General features: G+C 69.3%; 15 protein-coding genes and 1 pseudogene. 9 read left to right on the top strand and 7 right to left on the bottom strand.

Annotation, left to right across the window (positions count from 1 at the left end; genetic code table 11):
* Positions 1-49: 49 nt before the first annotated feature.
* From hpnJ to AC3IF3_RS01115, 3 genes and pseudogenes are all read left to right on the top strand, one after another.
* Positions 50-1,483 (top strand): hopanoid biosynthesis associated radical SAM protein HpnJ, encoded by a 1,434-nt coding sequence (hpnJ, locus tag AC3IF3_RS01105; RefSeq protein ID WP_243973860.1) that lies wholly within the window; start codon positions 50-52, stop codon positions 1,481-1,483.
* A 55-nt stretch (positions 1,484-1,538) separates the two neighbouring features.
* On the top strand, positions 1,539-2,381 hold the full coding sequence (hpnK, locus tag AC3IF3_RS01110) for a hopanoid biosynthesis-associated protein HpnK (protein WP_489226849.1): 843 nt from the start codon (positions 1,539-1,541) through the stop codon (positions 2,379-2,381).
* 68 nt (positions 2,382-2,449) lie between these two features.
* A pseudogene (locus AC3IF3_RS01115) lies at positions 2,450-2,731 on the top strand (PadR family transcriptional regulator); the annotation flags it as partial.
* Between the two features lie 9 nt (positions 2,732-2,740).
* On the opposite strand, the gene AC3IF3_RS01120 reads toward AC3IF3_RS01115, so the two are convergent.
* Entirely contained in the window at positions 2,741-5,407 is a 2,667-nt protein-coding gene (locus AC3IF3_RS01120) for an MMPL family transporter (RefSeq protein ID WP_489231207.1), read from the bottom strand.
* Between the two features lie 613 nt (positions 5,408-6,020).
* Here AC3IF3_RS01120 and hpnH point away from each other — a divergent pair.
* Positions 6,021-7,184, top strand: a complete 1,164-nt coding sequence (gene hpnH, locus AC3IF3_RS01125) for an adenosyl-hopene transferase HpnH (protein WP_243973858.1) — start codon at positions 6,021-6,023, stop codon at positions 7,182-7,184.
* 298 nt (positions 7,185-7,482) lie between these two features.
* Here hpnH and AC3IF3_RS01130 read toward each other — a convergent pair whose 3' ends face one another.
* The gene (locus AC3IF3_RS01130) at positions 7,483-8,685 is read right to left on the bottom strand and encodes a lytic murein transglycosylase (RefSeq protein WP_489226851.1); all 1,203 of its coding nucleotides are present in this window, start codon (positions 8,683-8,685) and stop codon (positions 7,483-7,485) included.
* A 479-nt stretch (positions 8,686-9,164) separates the two neighbouring features.
* On the opposite strand from AC3IF3_RS01130, the gene AC3IF3_RS01135 reads away from it, so the two are divergent.
* The gene (locus tag AC3IF3_RS01135; protein WP_489226852.1) at positions 9,165-10,847 is read left to right on the top strand and encodes a methyl-accepting chemotaxis protein; all 1,683 of its coding nucleotides are present in this window, start codon (positions 9,165-9,167) and stop codon (positions 10,845-10,847) included.
* 47 nt (positions 10,848-10,894) lie between these two features.
* Here AC3IF3_RS01135 and leuD read toward each other — a convergent pair whose 3' ends face one another.
* Positions 10,895-11,497, bottom strand: a complete 603-nt coding sequence (gene leuD, locus AC3IF3_RS01140; protein ID WP_243973855.1) for a 3-isopropylmalate dehydratase small subunit — start codon at positions 11,495-11,497, stop codon at positions 10,895-10,897.
* A 69-nt stretch (positions 11,498-11,566) separates the two neighbouring features.
* Complete coding sequence (locus AC3IF3_RS01145; RefSeq protein ID WP_489226854.1) at positions 11,567-12,298, bottom strand: HisA/HisF-related TIM barrel protein; 732 nt, start codon at positions 12,296-12,298, stop codon at positions 11,567-11,569.
* Between the two features lie 9 nt (positions 12,299-12,307).
* Here AC3IF3_RS01145 and AC3IF3_RS01150 point away from each other — a divergent pair, with 9 nt between their 5' ends.
* From AC3IF3_RS01150 to AC3IF3_RS01160, 3 genes are read left to right on the top strand one after another with little or no spacing between them, the layout of a single operon-like run.
* Positions 12,308-13,357 carry a hydantoinase/oxoprolinase family protein gene (locus AC3IF3_RS01150; RefSeq protein WP_489226855.1) on the top strand — a complete coding sequence of 350 codons (1,050 nt, stop codon included), beginning with the start codon at positions 12,308-12,310 and terminating at the stop codon, positions 13,355-13,357.
* Complete coding sequence (locus AC3IF3_RS01155) at positions 13,354-13,554, top strand: hypothetical protein (protein ID WP_243973852.1); 201 nt, start codon at positions 13,354-13,356, stop codon at positions 13,552-13,554. The genes AC3IF3_RS01150 and AC3IF3_RS01155 overlap by 4 nt, the downstream gene beginning before the upstream one ends.
* A 12-nt stretch (positions 13,555-13,566) precedes the next feature.
* The gene (locus AC3IF3_RS01160) at positions 13,567-14,349 is read left to right on the top strand and encodes a hypothetical protein (protein WP_489226857.1); all 783 of its coding nucleotides are present in this window, start codon (positions 13,567-13,569) and stop codon (positions 14,347-14,349) included.
* Positions 14,350-14,439: 90 nt separating this feature from the next.
* Here the strand turns inward: AC3IF3_RS01160 and rplS are convergent, their stop codons facing one another.
* From rplS to argB, 3 genes are all read right to left on the bottom strand, one after another.
* Positions 14,440-14,871 (bottom strand): 50S ribosomal protein L19, encoded by a 432-nt coding sequence (gene rplS, locus AC3IF3_RS01165; protein ID WP_489226858.1) that lies wholly within the window; start codon positions 14,869-14,871, stop codon positions 14,440-14,442.
* A gap of 147 nt (positions 14,872-15,018) precedes the next feature.
* Positions 15,019-15,759, bottom strand: coding sequence for a pyrimidine 5'-nucleotidase (locus tag AC3IF3_RS01170; protein WP_489226859.1), 741 nt, complete (start codon positions 15,757-15,759; stop codon positions 15,019-15,021).
* Positions 15,760-15,924: 165 nt separating this feature from the next.
* Entirely contained in the window at positions 15,925-16,818 is an 894-nt protein-coding gene (gene argB, locus AC3IF3_RS01175) for an acetylglutamate kinase (protein WP_243973848.1), read from the bottom strand.
* Between the two features lie 314 nt (positions 16,819-17,132).
* Between argB and AC3IF3_RS01180 the strand changes: the two genes are divergently transcribed.
* Positions 17,133-18,476, top strand: a complete 1,344-nt coding sequence (locus tag AC3IF3_RS01180) for a UDP-glucose dehydrogenase family protein (RefSeq protein ID WP_489226861.1) — start codon at positions 17,133-17,135, stop codon at positions 18,474-18,476.
* Positions 18,477-18,671: the final 195 nt, after the last annotated feature.

Genomic DNA, 18,671 nt, shown 5'->3' on the forward strand with positions numbered 1-18,671 from the left:
TCCCGCGACTCCCGCCCTCCCCCGGCAACGCCCTGAGGCCTTGAACCCCATGCGCACGCTCTTCCTCCAGGCCCCCACCTTCGACGGTTTCGATGGCGGTGCCGGCTCCCGCTACCAGGCCAAGCGCGAGATCAAGTCGTTCTGGTACCCGACCTGGCTGGCCCAGCCGGCCGCCCTGGTGCCGAACTCGAAGCTGATCGATGCGCCGCCGCACAACATCAAGCTCCCCGAGATCGTGGCCCAGGCCAACGACTTCGACCTCGTCGTGCTCCACACCTCGGTGCCGTCGTTCAAGTCCGACGTGAAGACGATCGAGGCGCTGAAGGCCGCCAATCCGAAGCTGATCGCCGGCCTGATCGGCGCCAAGGTCGCGGTCGATGCCGCCGGCGCCATGGCCCAGGCCCCGGTGGTGGATTTCTGCGCCCGCAACGAGTTCGACTTCACCGTCAAGGAAGTCGCCGACGGCGTTCCGATGGCGGAGATCAAGGGCCTGTCCTATCGCGATGCCAACGGTGTCGTGGTCCACAACGAGGACCGCGAGATCATGACCGATATGGACCAGCTGCCCTTCGTCACCAGCGTCTACAAGCGCGACCTGGAGATGGAGAAGTACTTCATCGGCTACCTGAAGCACCCCTACATCTCGTTCTATTCGGGCCGGGGCTGCAAGAGCCGCTGCACCTTCTGCCTGTGGCCGCAGACGGTCGGCGGGCACACCTATCGCACCCGCTCGGTCGCCCACGTGATCGAGGAGATCAAGTACTGCCTGAAGGAGTTCCCGCAGACCAAGGAGTTCTTCTTCGACGACGACACCTTCACCGACAACCTCCCGCGTGCGGAGGAGATCGCCCGGGAACTCGGCAAGCTCGGCGTGACCTGGTCGTGCAACGCCAAGGCGAACGTTCCGCGCGAGACCCTGAAGGTGCTCAAGGAGAACGGCCTGCGCCTGCTGCTCGTCGGCTACGAATCCGGCAACCAGGCCATCCTGCACAACATCAAGAAGGGCATGCGCGTCGAGGTCGCGGAAAAATTCACCCAGGATTGCCACGAGCTCGGCATCGCCATCCACGGCACCTTCATCCTCGGCCTGCCGGGCGAGACCAAGGAGACGATCCAGGAGACGATCGCCTTCGCCAAGCGGATCAACCCGCACACGATCCAGGTCTCGCTGGCCGCCCCCTACCCGGGCACCTTCCTGTACAAGCAGGCGGTGGAGAACGGCTGGCTCGACATCGAGAATGCCGAGCTCGTCGACGAGAACGGCGTTCAGGTCGCGCCGCTGCACTACCCGCACCTGTCGCACACCGAGATCTTCACCTCGGTGGAAGAGTTCTACAAGAAGTTCTACTTCCGGGCGCCGAAGATCGCCTCGATCGTCAGCGAGATGGTGCGCTCGCCCGACATGATGAAGCGCCGCCTGCGCGAGGGCGTGGAGTTCTACCGCTTCCTCAAGGAGCGTCAGGGCACCGCCAAGGCGGCGTGACGTCAGGGGTCCGGGGCTCTGCCCCGGACCCATCGACACCCGTAACGAGGTTGTTGTGAAGCGTCTGGTCGTCACCGCGGACGATTTCGGGCTGAGCCCCGAGGTCAACGAGGCCGTCGAGCAGGCCCATCGCGACGGGATCCTCACCGCGGCGAGCCTGATGGTCTCGGCGCCGGCGGCCGCCGATGCCGTGGCCCGGGCGAAGCAGATGCCGTCCCTGCGGGTCGGGCTGCACCTCGTCCTGGTCGAAGCTTGGCCGACCCTGCCGGCGGCGCAACTGCCCGACCTGACCGATGCCGCCGGGCTGATGCGCGCCGACATGGCTCGGGTCGGCCTCGACCTCGCCCGCAAGCCCGCTGCCCGGCGTCAGCTCGCCGCCGAGATCACGGCGCAGTTCGAGGCCTACCAGGCCACCGGCCTGCCCCTCGATCACGTCAACGCCCACAAGCACTTCCACGTCCACCCGCTGATCGCCGGCGCCGTGCTGCGCATCGGCCGCGGCTACGGCATGCGGTCGATCCGGGTGCCTCGCGAGCCCCGCGAGCTGCTGCGCCGGGCCGAGCCCGGCGCCCGACCCCGGGCGGCCCTCGACATCGCCCCCTGGGCGGCCCTGCTCGCCGTGCGCGCCCGCCAGGCCGGCCTGCTGATCCCCGATCGGACCCTCGGTCTGGCCTGGTCCGGTGCGATGACCCCGCCGCGGGTGGCGGCGCTCCTGGCCCACCTTCCCGATGGCCTGACCGAGCTCTATACCCACCCGGCCACGACCGGCGGTTTTCCGGGCGAGGCGCCCGGCTATCTCTACGCCGACGAGCGCGATGCGTTGATCGCCGCCGCCGCTCGGACGACCGTCGATGCGTCGGGCGCGCTCAGGGGCGGGTTTTCCGACTTTTTGGGGTGACCACTTATCGAGCCGCTTCGCTCGTGCCGTCGCCGCGGATGTCGGCGCCCGCGACGCACGGTTCTGGACCGGAGGCGAAGGTCCAGTGGCTCGGCGTAGTCCTGCCCACCATGATGGACGGGTTGCCCGGCGGATGCGTCGGCCCGAAGGGCAATGGAGGCCCGACCGCTGAGGTGAAGTAACCCTGGATCGACCCCATCGTCCGGGAACCCTCGATCGCGGTGCCGCGCCTCCACACCGACAGTGCCCTGCCGGAGGCCTTGTCGCTCTATCGCAGGGCGGGCTGGGTGGAGATCGCGCGCTTCAACGACGATCCCTACCCCGACCTTTTCTTCGAGAAGGCCCTCTGAGCGGGGGGCCTATTTGGCCGGCACCGGATCCTGGCGGGCCGTGCTCTTGCGCAAAGCCGCCCCGACCGCCTTCTCTGCCTCGGGCCGGTCCTCGTCGGGCTGCGCCGGTGGCTCCCCCAGCGTTGCAGGCACCACGAAGAACGCCGCGATCAGGGTGAAGAACAGCGACAGGGCCAGCAGCTTGCCCATGCTGGCCGTGCCCGGATGGCTCGACAGGACCAGGGAGCCGAAGGCGCTGCCGGTCGTGAGCGCCGAGAAGAAAATCGCCCGGGTCAGGCTGGAGGCCAGCATGTCGGTCACCCCCGCCCGCCAGGCGATGACGTAGTAGATGTGGAAGGCGACGCCGACCGCGAGCATCAGCGGCAGGGCGATGATGTTGGCGAAGTTCAGCGGCATGCCGATGATGCGCAGGGCCATCAGCGTCCACAGGGTCGCGATCACCAGCGGGCCCAGCGTCATCGCCACGTCCCAGGGCTTGCGCAGGGCCACCGACAGGATGACGAAGATCAGCACGAAAGCGGTCACGGCCGCCTGCACAAAGGCGCCCAGGATCGTGTAGGTCGATTGCGTCGTCGCTACGGGCGCGCCGGTGGCATGAGGCGCGACCTTCAGCACCTCGTCCGAGAAGGTGCGCAGCACCTCGTCGTCGTTGGAATCACCCTTGGGATGGACCTCGATGCGGGCGCGCCCGTCCGCCGCGACCCAGTCGGCCTTGAGCTGCGGCGGCAGGTTGTCGAGCGTGATCTTTTCCGGATGGAGCAGGTCGCGCAGCCGGGCCAGCAGCGGACCGAGGTCCTTCGTCAGGGCGACCGAGGCCGCCTCGCGCAGCGGCACCGGGCCGGCGGCGAGCTTGTCCAGCGTGCCGGCGAGCTGCTTGGCCGCCCCCGCACCCTTGGCGTCGCCCTTCGTGTCCCCGGCGACGCCGTTCAGCGCCGTGGCGGCATCCTTGAGCGCCTTGACGTTGTCGGCATCGGTCGGCGGCGGCGGCCTGCGGCCCGGGTTCAGCACCGGGTCGAGGAGCTGCGCCGTGTCGGCGATCGCCGCGAGCTTCTTGTCCTGATCCCGGGGCACGAAGGTGTCGACGCTGTTGACCGACGCCGTCACCGGCAGGGCCGCCAACTTCTGCGAGAGCGCCGGCACCGCCTCCACGCTCGGAGCCAGGACGTCGATGAGGTTCGGGCTGGTCTCGGGGTTCTTGATCAGGTCCAGATAGGTGGCGATCGATTCCGTCTTCGTGCTGCGCAGGTGCATCGGGTTGGAATCGAAGGGCAGGTGCCAGAGCAGGGGCGCGCCCGCCAGGGTCACCAGACCGACGGCGATCAGGATCGGCTTGCGGTGGCGGATGATCCAGGGATCGACACCAACGAGCCATGAGGTCTGCACCGCCGCCTTCTCGCCCTTGGGCTCGAACACCGCGATCAGCGCCGGCAGCAGCGTCAGCGCGAACAGGAAGGCCACGACCATGCCGACGCCGGCGATGAGCCCCAGTTCGGAGACACCGCGGAAGGCGGTCGGCAGGAAGGCGAAGAAGCCCGCCACCAGCGACACGGCGGCCAGGGTCAGCGACCAGCCGACCCCGCGGGCAGCGGCGCGGATCGCGCTCTGCAAGGTCGGCTGCTCGTAGCGGTCCGCCCGGTAGCGCACCGAGAACTGGATGCCGAAATCGATGCCGAGGCCGACGAACAGGGCCGCGAAGGCCACCGAGATCGGGTTCAGCTCCTTGACCATGATCAGGCCGAGGGCGGCGGTGACGATGAGGCCCGCGAAGGTGGTGATCAGCACCGCGCCGACGAGCTTGCCGGAGCGCAAGGCCAACCACAGGAACAGCACGATCGCGCCCACGATGATGCTGTTGTTGACGCCGGCATCCTCCGACAGGGTGGCGAATTCCTCGTCCGCCACCGCCACCGTGCCGGTGAGCCGCATCCGCAGCCCGTGCTCGCCGTCGATCTTGAGATCCTGGGCGACGTTCCGGATCAGCTTGGTCGCCTGATAGCCGGGCTCCAGGGCGTTGAAATCCAGGACCGGCTGGATGAACACGAACTTCATCTTGTCGGTGACGCTGCTCTGGCCGTTCGCCAGCAGCTCCTGCCACGACATGCGCGCCGGCTTGCCCGCCAGTACCTGCTGAAGGGTGGCGTCGATCTGCCCCATGGGCTTCTCGAGATCCTCCAGCTTGGCGTCGCCGGTCTTCACCCCGCGCGCGCCGAGGGACAGGACCCGCATGACGCCCCGCAGGGACGGATCGGCGGCGAGCGGCCCGAGCAGGCCCTGCTGCTGGGTGAGCGCCTCGAGGGTCTTGTCGAGTTCGGCCTGGGACATCAGCAGCAGGCCGTTCTTGTCGAAGAACGGGCCGCCGTCGGGCCGATAGACGGTCTCGATCAGGTTCTTGTGGGCGGTGAGCGCCTTGGCGAGGTTGGCGGCCGCCTCTTCGGTGACCTCGGGCGTCGCGCCGTTGATCACCGCCACGATGGTGTTGGTGCGCTGCGGAAAGGCCTGCTCGAAGTTGATCTCGTCCTGGCGCCAGGGCTCCTTCGGATCGATCAGCCGCTCGACATCGGTGTTGATTCGAAACAGATGCGCCGCGACGCCGCCGCTCGCGACCGTGACGAGCGCCACCAGGGCGATCACGATCCACCGATACCGCACCGAGAACGCGACGAGACTTTCGATCACGAGCACCCTGCCTGTTCGCCTCGGACGCACCCCCGGCGCGCCCGGAACTTGCCATCCAGCTCTTCGGAATCCCGGGGACCGGCGCGGCGCAGAGCCCGCATGCCGACCGCCCCGCGATCCGTTCGAACGCGCACCGGGTTCGCGGAACGCCACACGGTCCGCCCCAGCCGTGCAACACGCATGCGCACGCCGAGCCTGGCCGATATGGACCGTGGCGCGGCCGTTCGCCGTCGGCCACGGCTTGCATCGCCGCCACGAGGCTCAGTAAAGAGCGCGATGCCAGATTGCAACGCGGCCGCTCTGCCGCGGTCCGTACGGAGGATATGTGCGTTAGCGCACGGAAATGGCGCCGATGCGATCGAAATCGCGCGTCCCCGGTCGCATTGCCGACGCAATGCACGTGCTGTCCTCAAGGGCGGGCAGTCCTCGCCCACGGATCTGGCGTGCGCGGCCCATGTGGCGCCGTTGCGTCAGGCGCAGAATAAGATGTCATGATCCCGCCGAAACGGGGTCGATTGAGATTAGTTCCAAGCTAGATCGCTGGAAATCGCGATTTTTTTCGTGTTAAGCACCCCGATCGCCCCTGGGCCGACGAAGTGAAGGAGCCGCAATCTTGGGTATCCCCCTCCGGTACGTCGCGAAGATCGGCGGCTACATCCTGAAACAGCACCTGACGGGTCGCAAGCGCTACCCGCTGGTGATGATGATGGAGCCGCTGTTCCGCTGCAATCTCGCCTGCGCCGGCTGCGGCAAGATCGATTACCCGGATGAGATCCTGAACAAGCGCCTGCCGGTGGCCGACGCGCTCGAATCGGTGCGCGAGTGCGGTGCCCCCGTGGTGGTGATCGCCGGCGGCGAGCCGCTCCTGCACAAGGATCTGCCGCAGATCGTCGAGGGCATCATCGCCCAGAAGAAGTTCGCGATCGTTTGCACCAACGCGCTGCTCCTCGAGAAGAAGATCAAGGAGTACAAGCCGAGCCCGTACTTCACCTGGTCGATCCATCTGGACGGCGACAAGGAGATGCACGACCAGTCGGTGTGCCAGCGCGGCGTCTACGACAAGGCCGTGGCGGCGATCGCCAAGGCCAAGGAGATGGGCTTCCGCGTCACCATCAACTGCACCTTCTTCAACAATTCGCAGCCCGAGAAGATCGCCGACTTCTTCGACAGCGTGACCCGGATGGGCATCGACGGCATCACCGTCTCCCCGGGCTACGCCTACGAGCGCGCCCCCGATCAGAAGCACTTCCTGAATCGCAAGGCGACCAAGGATCTGTTCCGCGGCGTGTTCCGGCACGGCAAGGAGAAGGGCCGCGAGAAGTGGACCTTCCAGCAGTCGGGCCTGTTCCTGGACTTCCTGGCCGGCAACCAGACCTATCACTGCACCCCGTGGGGCAACCCGACCCGCACCGTCTTCGGTTGGCAGAAGCCCTGCTACCTGCTCGGCGAGGGCTACGCGGCGACCTTCAAGGAACTGATGGACGAGACCGACTGGGACGCCTACGGCACCGGCAATTACGAGAAGTGCGCCGACTGCATGGTCCATTCGGGCTACGAGGCATCCTCGGTGGTCGATTCGGTCCGCAAGCCCTGGAAGCCGCTGGTGCACGCGATCCGCGGCATCAAGACCGACGGCGCCATGGCCCCGGAGGTCAGCCTGGAGAACCAGCGCCCGGCCGAGTTCGTGTTCTCGCGCAACGTCGCGCAGAAGCTGTCCGAGATCAAAGCGGCCGGCGTGGACACCAAGCAGGAAGCCCGCAAGCGCACCGCCGCCTGAGCGACGGGGCATTGCTCAATGCGAAAGGCCGCCGCGGCATCCCGCGGCGGCCTTTTTGCTGAGCGGTTCGCCGGGCCGGCGAGACCCCGGCACGGCCCCCGGTTCATGGCGGTCGACGGACCGGCGACGTCCTGGCCGCGGGGCGCAGGCCGGGCGAAGGCCCGTGAGGGGTCGGGGATGAATTGCGGCTCCCGCGCCGCGGCCGTGGCTTGGGGGCGCCGTGGCGGCGCGGCGATCACCGCCGAGGTGGCGCGTTCAGAGAGGCATCGGACCGCGCTATGGCGGCGCCGGAACCCGGTCAGCTGCCGCGCAGCGCCTCCAGGACCTTGCCGCCGGGGCGGCCCGTCTGGGGCATCCCGAGCTTGCGCTCGACATCCTTGATCGCGTCTCGGGTCTTCTGGCCGACCTTGCCGTCCGGCTCGCCGACGTCGTAGCCGCGGGCGGCCAGGCGGGTCTGGAGATCGCGCCGCTCCGCGCGGGACAGGGGCGGATCGTCGGTCGGCCAGGGCGCCTGGACACCGGTCTTGCCGCGCAGCCGGTCGGACAGGACCGCGATGGCGAGGCCGTAGGATTCGGCGGCGTTGTACGAGTAGATCGCGTCGAAGTTTTTCGTGACCAGGAAGGCCGGCCCGTCGATTCCGGCCGGCGCGATGATCCCGGCCGGCCCGTCGCCCGAGAGCGGGTGGCCGTCCATACGGGTCACGCCGAGGGACGCCCAATGGGCGATCGGCTTCTTGTTCCTGCGCCCGGCGGCGGCGACGTTGAAGCCGCGGGGCAGCTTGACCTCGTAGCCCCAGACCTGGCCGTGCTGCCACTTGGCCACGTGCAGGAAGTTCGCCGTCGAGCCGACCGCATCGGCCACCGAATCGACCACGTCGCGCCGCCCGTCGCCGTCGCCGTCGACGGCGAGGCGGTGATAGGTTGTCGGCATGAACTGCGTCTGGCCGAAGGCCCCCGCCCAGGAGCCGGTCAGCCGCTCCGGCGCGATGTCGCCGCGCTCGATGATCCGCAGGGTGGCGATCAGCTCGCCCCGGAAGAAGTCGCGGCGCCGGTTGTTCGAGCAAGCCAGGGTCGCCAGGGACTGCACCAGCGGCATCTTGCCGAGGTTCTTGCCGAAATTCGACTCGACGCCCCAGACGGCCGCGATCGTGTAGCGGTCGACCCCGTAGCGCGCCTCCGCCTGGGCCAGGGCGGCCGCGTTCTGCCGCATGGCCGCGCGCCCGTCCTCGACCCGCTCGTCGTCGACCAAGGCCGCCATGTAGTCCCAGATCGGCGTCTTGAACTCGGGCTGCGCCTGCGAGAGTTCGATCACCTTGTCGTCGAAGCTGATGCCGCGCGTGGCCGCCTGGAAGGTCTGCGCCGAGACGCCAGCGGCGGCCGCCTGGGCCTGGATGCCGGCCAGGCAGCTGTCGAAATCGGCGCGCGCCGGCAGGCTCGCGGCGCCCGCGCAGAGGAGGCCGAATCCGAGCGCGACGCCCGACCCGAGGGACTGATTCCGCATCCTGGCGTTCCCGTGTGTCGCCCGTCGTCTAGCGGCCGAATCAGGCAGCACGAGGGTTAACGACGCGTTAGCGGAGGAGCCGGCCGAGAGCGGGTGGTCCGGGAGATCGGCCTGACACTGCGCCGCGCCGGCTATCGATCGCCGCGTCCGCCCGGCACCTGGAGCGACGGGCTGTCAGGTCGCCTGCGCCGCCGTGGTGCGCCGCGACCTGTCGCAGGCATAGGCCCGGATTCGCGCGCCCTGCGCCGGGAGCTGCGCGGCGGAAATTGAAGTATCGATAGCAGATTGTGCTGTTGGCCACTTCGCCGTGGATCTGATCATGTCGTTGTTGTGATCGGTGTGACTTCCGGAAGTGACCGATATTCATCTTGAGGGTAAAATCAGTTCTCGCGCCATAGCGTGTACATTTTTGAAGGCAAATTAGTGGCTTTCTAATCTCTGTCGCGTATCATGCCGGCTCGATGCCGGGGGAGGTGATGATGCGCATTTCAAACATATCGATCGCGAAGAAAATTATTGTTTGCTTTTTGGTACTGATATTCATCAACATTGTGGGTGGATTTATAAATTACAACAAACTGACTTTCATAAACGAAACCACCGGATGGTCCGAGCATACCTATGACGTGTTGAACGTGAACGATCATCTGATCAGCAGCATGGTGGATCGCGAGACCGGGGTGCGCGGCTATCTGGTGGCCGGGGACCGCAAGTTCCTCGCCCCCTACGAGGCCGGTGCCAAAGCCTTCGCGGTCGCCGCGGAGCGGATCCGGACCCTGACGGTGGACAACCCGGCCCAGCAGCACCGTATCGGGCAGATCGAAGCCCTGGCCCAACGGTGGCAGTCCGAGGTCGCCGAGCCTGAGATCGCCATGATGGCGCAGGCCGACACGCAGGCTGCTGCCCGCGCCCTCCTGACCAGCGGCGTCGGCAAGGCGTTCATGGACGGCATCCGGACCCTGGTCGACGAGATCGATGCGACGGAGCGCGCCCTGCTGAAGACACGTCAGGCCGATGCGGCCGACGCGTTCGCGACCTCATACCTGACGACGCTGATTACCATCCTGGCCCTGCTCGGCAGTGCAGCTGCGTGCGCTTGGCTGCTCACCCGGCTGATCGCCGTCCCGACGCGCCAGATGACCGACGTGATGGGTGAAATGACCCGCGACAACTTCGACGTGGCCGTGCCGCATCGGGGGCGGCGCGACGAGATCGGCCGCATGGCCACGGCCGTCGAGGTGTTCAGGCAGGCGCTCATCGCCAAGCGGGCGAGCGACGCCGCGGCCGTGGAAGAGTCCGAGGCCAAGGCCCGTCGGGCCCTTCATCTGGACGCCACGGTCCAGCGTTTCGAGACCGAGGTCTCCAGCCTGACGCAGGCGCTGGCGGGCGCCGCCACGGAACTCGAGGCGACCGCCCGCTCGATGAGCGGCGTCGCGGAGCAGACCGACGTTCAGGCGCTTGCGGTGGCGAGTGCCGCCGAGCAGGCCTCGTCGAACGTCAACACGGTCGCGGCGGCCACGGAAGAGCTGTCGATCTCGATCCGGGAGATCAACGGCCAGGTCTCCCGTGCGGCCCAGGCCGCCGGCCGGGCGGCCCACGAGGCGGTGCAGACGGACGGGGCCGTCAAGAGCCTGGCCGAAACCGCGGAGAAGATCGGCGGCGTGATCGCCCTGATCTCGAACATCGCCGGCCAGACGAATCTGCTGGCACTCAACGCCACGATCGAGGCGGCCCGGGCCGGCGATGCCGGGCGCGGCTTCGCCGTCGTGGCCACCGAGGTGAAGGAACTCGCCGCGCAGACCACCCGCGCCACCGACGAGATCAGCGCACAGATCGCCGAGATCCAGGCGGCGACCGGCCAGGCGGTCCACGCGATCCGGTCGGTCGCCCGGACCGTCGGCGAGATCGCCGACGGCTCGACCGCGATCGCAGCCGCCATGGAGCAGCAGGGCGCGGCGACTCAGGAGATCGCGCGCAACGTTCAGGAGGCCGCGTCGGGGACCGAGCAGGTCACCAGCAACATCGTCGACGTCAAGCGGGCCGCCGGCGAGACCGGCTCCGCGGCAACCCAGGTTCTCGGCGCGGCGCAGGGCCTGTCGCGATACTCCAACGACCTCGGCCGGGCGGTCGCCACCTTCCTGGCCGACGTGAAGGCGGCGTGACGGGATGCCGGACCTTCCCCAACGGGGCGAGGTCCGGCCCGGCCCAATCAGGCCCAGTCCCGCTGGGCGAGCCTCTGCTCGTAGGCGTCGATCGCGGCGCCGCGCGCGAGGGTCAGGCCGATCTCGTCGAGGCCGTTCAGGAGATTGTGCTTGCGGCCGGCGTCGATGTCGAAATGCAGGGTGCCGCCGTCCGGTCCCTTGATGGTCTGGGCTTCGAGGTCCACCGACAGCGTGGCGTTCGCGCCGCGCTCGGCATCCGCGAACAGCTTCTCCAGGTCCTCCGGGGCGACCACGATCGCCAGGATGCCGTTCTTGGCGCAGTTGTTGAAGAAGATGTCCGCGAAGCTCGTGGAGATCACGCAGCGGATGCCGAAATCGGCCAGCGCCCAGGGCGCGTGCTCCCGGGAGGAGCCGCAGCCGAAATTGTCGCCGCAGACCAGGATCTTCGTGTTCCGGTAGGCCGGCTTGTTCAGCACGAAGTCCGGGTTCTCGGAGCCGTCCTCGCGGTAGCGCATCTCGGCAAAAAGGCTTTTGCCGAGCCCCGTCCGTCGGATCGTTTTCAGGTACTTCGCCGGGATGATCCGGTCGGTATCGACGTTGATCGTCCGCACGGGCGCCGCGACGCCCTCCAGGGTCGTGAATTTTTCCATCGGCTGAAGATCTCGTGACGGTTGTTCCCTGGCGGCGGCTTTAGCAGCCGCGGGGGCTGGTCGGAAGCGTCAGGCGAGATCGGGCGCCGTGGCCCGGGACAGGGTGCCGTCGTGGAGCGCGGAGGCGACCAGCGCCCCGGCGATCCCGGCCGCGCGCAGCGCCCGCACATCGTCCGGGCCGCGGACGCCGCCGGCCGCGTAGAGGCGGGTTTCCGGCGCCCGCGCCCGCAGGGCGCCGAGGGACGTAAGGTCCGGACCGGCCCCGGCCCCGACCTGGGCCAGGGTCATGGCGATCACCTCCGGCGGCCACAGCGACGGATCGTCGTGGAGCGCCGGGGGCCCGAGCCGGTCGGCGCCGCGCGTGTCGAGGGAGAACACCGCCCGGTCCCCGAGCCGGGTCACCAGGTTGGCATCCGTCTGGCTCTCGCTGCCGATCACCGGACGCCCGAGGCCGGAGGTCAGGAACGCGTCCAGGCCGGCGGGCTCGGCGAAGCCGGCATCCACCCACAGGGCGGTGCCCGGGCAGGCGCGGGCGATCGCCGTCAGGGCGCGGAGATCGGGGGCGGCACGATCGATGATCGCGTCGAGATCGGCGACGTAGAGGGTCGCGGCCGGCCACGCGTCGAGGAGCCCGCGTGCCACCGCTTCGGGTGCGGATCCCTTTGCCAAGGGCGTCTCGATCGGGGCATAGGAGGAGCGCTCGCCCCGGCGCGCCCGCACGACGCGGCCGCCCCGGAGGTCGAGCACCGGGATCACCGCGAAGCCGGGGCACCCGATCCTGTGGTCCATCGAGGCGTTCATCGCGGTCCCATGCGCTCACCATCCCCCAGGACGATCGGGTGGGACCTCGGCGGGGTTCACGTCAAGGCCGCTCTGGTGGAGGCCGGACGCGTCGTGGCCGCCGCCCAGGTTCCCTGCCCGCTCTGGCAGGGTCTGCCGGCCCTGGCGCAGGCGCTCGCGGCCCTGCCGGACTGGGCGCGCGGCGAGGCCGCGCACGCCGTCACCATGACGGGGGAATTGACCGATTGCTTCGCCGACCGGCGGGAGGGCGTGGCGGCGCTCTCCGGATGGGCCGGGGCGCATCTCGCCGGGATTGTGCGGATCTATGCCGGCCGGTCCGGCTTCATCGCCCCGGAGGCGGCGGCTGAACGCGCCGCCGACGTGGCCTCGGCCAACTGGCACGCCACCGCGGCGCTCGCCGGGCGGATCGCCCCGGACGCCCTTCTGGTCGATATCGGCTCCACCACCACCGACCTCATCCCGATCGTGGGCGGCCGCCCGGCCGCCGCGGGCTACAGCGATGCGGAACGCCTGGCGACATCGGAACTCGTCTATACCGGCATCGTGCGCACGCCGGTGATCGCGCTCGCCGACCACGCGCCCTTCGGCGGCCGCCGGACCCGGCTGATGACCGAGACCTTCGCCCACATGGCCGATGCCTACCGGATCCTCGGCCTGCTCCCCGGGGGGGCCGACCAGCAGGCGAGCGGCGACCGCAAGGGCAAGTCCGTCGCCGAGAGCGAGACCCGGCTCGCCCGGATCGTCGGGCGCGACCGGGCCGAGGCCCCCGCGCCGGCCTGGGCCGCATTGGCGGGGCATTTCGCAGAGGCGCAGCTGCGCCTGCTGCACGATGCGGCCGCGCTCCTGCTCGGCCGGCCGGACATGGACGCGCGGGCGCCCCTGATCCCGTGCGGCGCCGGCGCCTTCCTGGGGGCCCGCCTGGCGGATCGGCTCGGCCGCGCCTCCGTCCCGCTCGTGGACCTGCTGGGCGACCGGATCGCCGGGCCGCGTGACGGGATCTCGACCTGTGGGCCGGCGGCGGCGGTCGGCCTCATTGCCGCGGAGAAGACAATCGCATGAGTGCCATCAAGATCCTGGCCCGGATCCTCACCGCCCGGGTCGGGCCGCATATCGAGCTGGCCGTGGAGACGGAGACCGGCGAGATCCTCAAGGTGCTCGCCACAGAGGATCAGATCGACCGGCTGGTCGACGAACTGGACGACATCCTCAACTCGCCCGGCGCGCCGGACGACGACGGGCCGCCCGAAGCGGCCTGAGCGGCACCGGCCATGAGCCTGATCGCCGCCAAGATCTTTGTCACCCCGACGCTGATGTGGGCCGTGTCGGCGGCGGCGCGCCGCTGGGGCAGCCTCGTCGGCGGCCTGCTCTCCGGCCTGCCGCTCACCTCGGCGCCGATCTCGATCTACCTCGCCGCCGAGCAGGGCGAGCGCTTCGCCGCCGATGCCGCCGTCGGGTCGGTGGAGGGGCTGGGGGCGGTGACGGCCTGCTACCTGGCCTACGTTCTCTGCGCTCGGCGGATCGGCGCCGTCGCGGCCGTCGCCCTCGCCCTGGCGGCCTTCGTCCTGGGCGGCGCCCTGCTGCACGGGCTCGTCCGGCCGGGCCTGTGGCTCGCAACAGTGATCGACCTCCCGGCGATGGCGGCCGTCATCGCCCTGTGCCGGCCGGCCCCCGAGGCCGCCGCGCCGGTCCGCGATGCGCGACCCCCGCGCTGGGACATGCCGGCCCGGCTGGCGGCGGCCACCGCCCTGGTCCTGCTGGTCTCGACCCTGGCGCCCCGCCTCGGGTCGGGCCTGAGCGGCGTCCTGGCGCCGATCCCGATCATCTCCTGGCCGCTCATCGTCTTCGCCCGTCTGCAGGACGGGGTCGGCGCCTCGCTCGAGGTGGTGCGCGGCAGTGCCCAGGGCGCGTTCGGCGTGCTCGCCTTCTACATCTGCGTTCACCTGACGCTCGGGCAGGTCGATCCGGTCCTGGCCTACGCCCTCTCGATCGCCGTCTCGGCGGCCTGCGTCCTGCCCTGGCTTTTCGCGCGCCGCCGCCCGCGGGCGGCGTGACGGCGCGCGGCACCCAAAGAAAAACCCGCCCCGAGCGATCGGAGCGGGCCGCGATGTGGCGCCGGCGCGGCGAGGCCGGCCGTGCGTCGATCACTCGGCGGCGGCGGGCGCCTCGGCCGGGGTGCCCTTGCCCGCGTTGTCCTTGCCCGCGTTGTCCTTGGCCTTGTAGCGGTCGGTGCGCTCGACGATGCGGGCCGACTTCCCGCGGCGGTCGCGCAGGTAGTACAGCTTGGCGCGGCGCACCTTGCCCCGGCGGACCACCTCGATCGAATCGATCATCGGGGAATGCACCGGGAAGACGCGCTCCACGCCCTCGCCGTAGGAGATCTTGCGGACCGTAAAGCTCTCGTTGAGGCCGCCGCCCTGGCGGCCGATGCAGACGCCCTCGTAGGCCTGGACGCGGGTGCGCTCGCCTTCCTTCACGCGGACGTTGACGATGAGCGTGTCGCCCGGCTCGAAATCGGGAATGGTCTTGGCGAGGCGCGCGACTTCCTCGCGCTCCAGCTGCTCGATGATATTCATGACAAAGCTCCGGCCGTTGCGCCGCGCTGCCCCTCATGGGCGGCGGGCACCAGGATTTCGGCGATCCTGTTGTGAGTTGGCCGGCTCTCTACAGGATCGCCACCGCCTTGTCGATTGCCGATGAGAGCCGCGCCGCGCTCCGCGCCGTCAGGCCGGCACCGCGCCGGCCTCGGGCAGCACGCAGCCGGACAGGAAGGCCGCCAGATCGTCCGTGATGTGATCGATATGCGCCTCGCGCACCGCCTCCTGCTCGAACGCCTCCCGGTAGGGATCGGCGATCTTGGGCACCACCAGGACGGTCGCCATGCCGAGGTCGTGCGGCACGGCGAGGTTGCGGGCGATGTCCTCGAACAGGGCCGCGCGGGTCGGCTCGACGCCGTGCGCGTGCAGGAACCGCTCGTAGGTCGACCGCTCGGGCTTCGGCACGAAATCGGCGGCGGCGATGTCGAACACGTCCTCGAAATGGTCGAGGATCCCGAGCTTGGCCGCCACGTTCTCGGCGTGCCGGCGCGATCCGTTGGTCAGGATCAGCTTGCGCCCCGGCAGTTGCTCGATGGCGTCGCCGAGGCCCTTGTCGAGCTTGATCGCCGAATGGTCGATGTCGTGGGCGAAGTCGAGGAACTCGTGGGGATCGATATCCGCCTCGACCATGAGGGCTTTCAGGGTCGTGCCGTAGGTGTGGTAGAAATGTTTCTGCAGGGCGCGGGCCGAGAGCCCGTCGAGCCCGTAGAGCCCCATGACGTAGAGCGTGATCCGCTCGTCAACCTGCGGCCAGACCCGGGCGTCGCTCGGATAGAGGGTGTTGTCGAGGTCGAACACCCAGGTGTCGACATCGGCGAACCCGCGCGCGCCGGAGGTGGTGAACTGGGCCTTGTCGGGGTGGTGCACCGTATCCCTTTGGAATCGTGATCCCCAGGGGGGATGAGTGAACCCACGGGGCCAGGCTTGCAAGGCTGGCTTGCTCGGGGCTGACCCGGAGCAGGACAATGCGCGCGCGGAGCGGAAGTTGCCGCCCCGCGCGAATCGGGTCGCCCGATCGCGCGGCGACCGGCTTCAGCCGCGTCGGATCAGCGTGCCGGCGCCGTAATCGGTGAACAGCTCCAGCAGCACCGCGTGGTTGACCTTGCCGTCCAGGATGACGACCGCCTCGACGCCCCGCTCGATCGCGTACATGCAGGTCTCGATCTTGGGGATCATGCCGCCCGTGATGGTGCCGTCGGCGATCAACCGGCGGCAATCCTCCACGGTGAGTTCCGGGATCAGCTTCTTGTCCTTGTCGAGCACCCCCGGGACGTCGGTGAGCAGCAGCAGGCGCTTGGCCCGGAGCGCCCCCGCGATGGCCCCCGCGAAGGTGTCGGCATTGACGTTGTAGGTCTGTCCGTCCGCCCCGTAGGCGACCGGGGCGAGCACGGGAATCAACTCGGCCTTCAGCACCGCGTCGAGCACGCCGCGCTCGACATGCTCCGGTTCGCCGACGAGACCGAGGTCGATGGTCTGCTCCTCTTGGCTCTCGGGATCGACCAGGGTCTTCAGCGCCCGCTTGGCCCGGACCATGTTCCCGTCCTTGCCGCACAGGCCGATGGCCCGTCCGCCCTCGGCCGAGATCCAGCCGACGATCTGCTTGTTGATCAGGCCGGCCAGCACCATCTCGACCACCTCGACGGTGGCCGCGTCGGTGACGCGCAGGCCGCCGCGGAACTCGGACTGGATGCCGAGCCGATCGAGCATCTTGCCGATCTGGGGGCCGCCCCCGTGCACGACGATCGGCTTCAGCCCGGATTGCTCCAGGAGGACGATGTCCTCGGCGAAATCCTCGGCCGCGGACCGGTCGCCCATGGCGTGGCCGCCATACTTGATCACCACGATCTCCTGGTCGTAGCGCTGCATGTGGGGCAGCGCCTGGGCCAGGACCTCGGCGCGCACGTGCACGTTCGGCAATTCGGTCATCACGGTCCTTCGCCGATCCTTGGGTCAGGGCCTCGGGGCGGGACTTCGACCACACCCGTCGGGCGGTGGCGCTTCTACAGGAAGCCGCCGCCCCTGCGAAGCCGCATCCGGGCAGGGGCCGGGCAAGAAAAGGCGGTGCCCGAGCGGAATCGGCCCGCCGCGACGGCCGCATTGTCAAAGAACAGTCATGCTTCCGGTGTGTTGCGTCCGTGCGACAGGCTGGATCCGATCCAGCGCCGCCCGGGTTGCGCCGCCGTGACGCCCGGACCATGCTGCATTGCAGCGAGCCGGGGGCTGGCTGCCGGGAGGGCCGGATGCGGATTGCGATGATAGGGGCCGGCTATGTCGGCCTTGTCTCCGGAGCGTGCCTGGGCGATTTCGGGCACAGCGTGGTCTGCATCGACCGCGACCCGGACAAGATCGCCGCGCTGAACGCCGGCCGCATGCCGATCTACGAGCCCGGGCTCGACGCGCTGGTCTCCGAGAACGTCCGCCAGGGGCGGATCGCATTCCGCTCGACGCTGCGGGAGGCGGTGGCGGAGGCCGACGCGGTGTTCATCGCGGTGGGGACGCCGTCCCGCCGGGGCGACGGATTTGCCGATCTGAGCTTCGTGTTCGACGCCGCCCGGGAGATCGCCGGGGCGCTGTCGGGCTTCACCGTGGTAATCACCAAGTCGACCGTGCCGGTCGGCACCGGCGACGAGGTCGAGCGCATCATCCGCGAGACCAATCCCGCCGCCGACTTCTCCGTGGCGTCGAACCCCGAATTCCTGCGCGAAGGCGCGGCCATCGCCGACTTCAAGCGCCCCGACCGCATCGTGGTCGGCACCGAGGAGGCCCGGGCCGAGGCGGTGCTGCGCGAGGTCTACCGGCCGCTCTACCTCAACGCCGCGCCGATCCTGGTGACGAGCCGCCGCACCGCCGAGCTGACCAAATACGCCGCCAACGCGTTCCTGGCCGCGAAGATCACCTTCATCAACGAGGTGGCCGACCTGTGCGAAGAGGTCGGCGCCGACGTCCAGCAGGTCGCCCGCGGCATCGGGCTGGACAACCGCATCGGGTCGAAGTTCCTCCATGCCGGGCCGGGCTACGGCGGCTCGTGCTTTCCGAAGGACACCTTGGCCCTGGTCAAGACCGCCCAGGATGCCGGCACGCCGCTGCGCCTCGTCGAGACCGTGGTGGCGGTCAACGACCAGCGCAAGCGCGCCATGGCCCGCAAGGTGATCAAGGCCTGCGGCGGCGCCGTACGCGGCAAGACCGTCGCCCTGCTCGGCCTGACCTTCAAGCCCGACACCGACGACATGCGCGACGCACCGTCGCTGGCGATCGTGGCCGGGCTCCAGGATGCGGGTGCGACGGTGCGCGCCTACGATCCCGAGGGGATGGCGCAGGCCCGCGCCCTGATGCCGACGGTGGATTATGCCGAGAGCCCCTATGCCTGCGCGGAGGGCGCCGACGCCCTGGTGATCGTCACCGAATGGAACGCCTTCCGGGCGCTCGATCTCGACCGGGTGCGCCGGACCATGGCGTCCGGCGGATCCGCCCCCGTGCTGGTCGACCTGCGCAACATCTACGACCCCGAAACCGCCACGCGCCACGGTTTCGCCTATTGCAGCGTCGGACGCAGCGGGGCCGCCCGCGCGCCGTATCCGTCTTGAGCCGGGGCCGCAGCGGTCCGCGCGATGCCGAACCGGCGCCGGTGCCGCGTGGCCATTTGGAAGATCTCTCCGTGGCGTGCGCGGCGTGCCGGTAGACGGTCCTTCGCCTGCGACGCGAAACTATGGCTTTCTGATGATCGTCTAGGCGTCTCTCAAACCAGTCGACCCGTCCTATCCTGGCGTTCTGAGCCCCGG

It is taken from the genome of Methylobacterium sp. J-118 (genome assembly GCF_057836565.1).

Coding starts and splice junctions, on each gene's coding strand:
- hpnJ (WP_243973860.1), top strand. CDS start 50: ATGCGCACGCTCTTCCTCCAGGCCCCCACCTTCGACGGTTTCGATGGC.
- AC3IF3_RS01130 (WP_489226851.1), bottom strand. CDS start 8,685: ATGCGGAATCAGTCCCTCGGGTCGGGCGTCGCGCTCGGATTCGGCCTC.
- AC3IF3_RS01135 (WP_489226852.1), top strand. CDS start 9,165: ATGCGCATTTCAAACATATCGATCGCGAAGAAAATTATTGTTTGCTTT.
- leuD (WP_243973855.1), bottom strand. CDS start 11,497: ATGGAAAAATTCACGACCCTGGAGGGCGTCGCGGCGCCCGTGCGGACG.
- AC3IF3_RS01145 (WP_489226854.1), bottom strand. CDS start 12,298: ATGAACGCCTCGATGGACCACAGGATCGGGTGCCCCGGCTTCGCGGTG.
- AC3IF3_RS01150 (WP_489226855.1), top strand. CDS start 12,308: ATGCGCTCACCATCCCCCAGGACGATCGGGTGGGACCTCGGCGGGGTT.
- AC3IF3_RS01155 (WP_243973852.1), top strand. CDS start 13,354: ATGAGTGCCATCAAGATCCTGGCCCGGATCCTCACCGCCCGGGTCGGG.
- AC3IF3_RS01160 (WP_489226857.1), top strand. CDS start 13,567: ATGAGCCTGATCGCCGCCAAGATCTTTGTCACCCCGACGCTGATGTGG.
- rplS (WP_489226858.1), bottom strand. CDS start 14,871: ATGAATATCATCGAGCAGCTGGAGCGCGAGGAAGTCGCGCGCCTCGCC.
- argB (WP_243973848.1), bottom strand. CDS start 16,818: ATGACCGAATTGCCGAACGTGCACGTGCGCGCCGAGGTCCTGGCCCAG.
- AC3IF3_RS01180 (WP_489226861.1), top strand. CDS start 17,133: ATGCGGATTGCGATGATAGGGGCCGGCTATGTCGGCCTTGTCTCCGGA.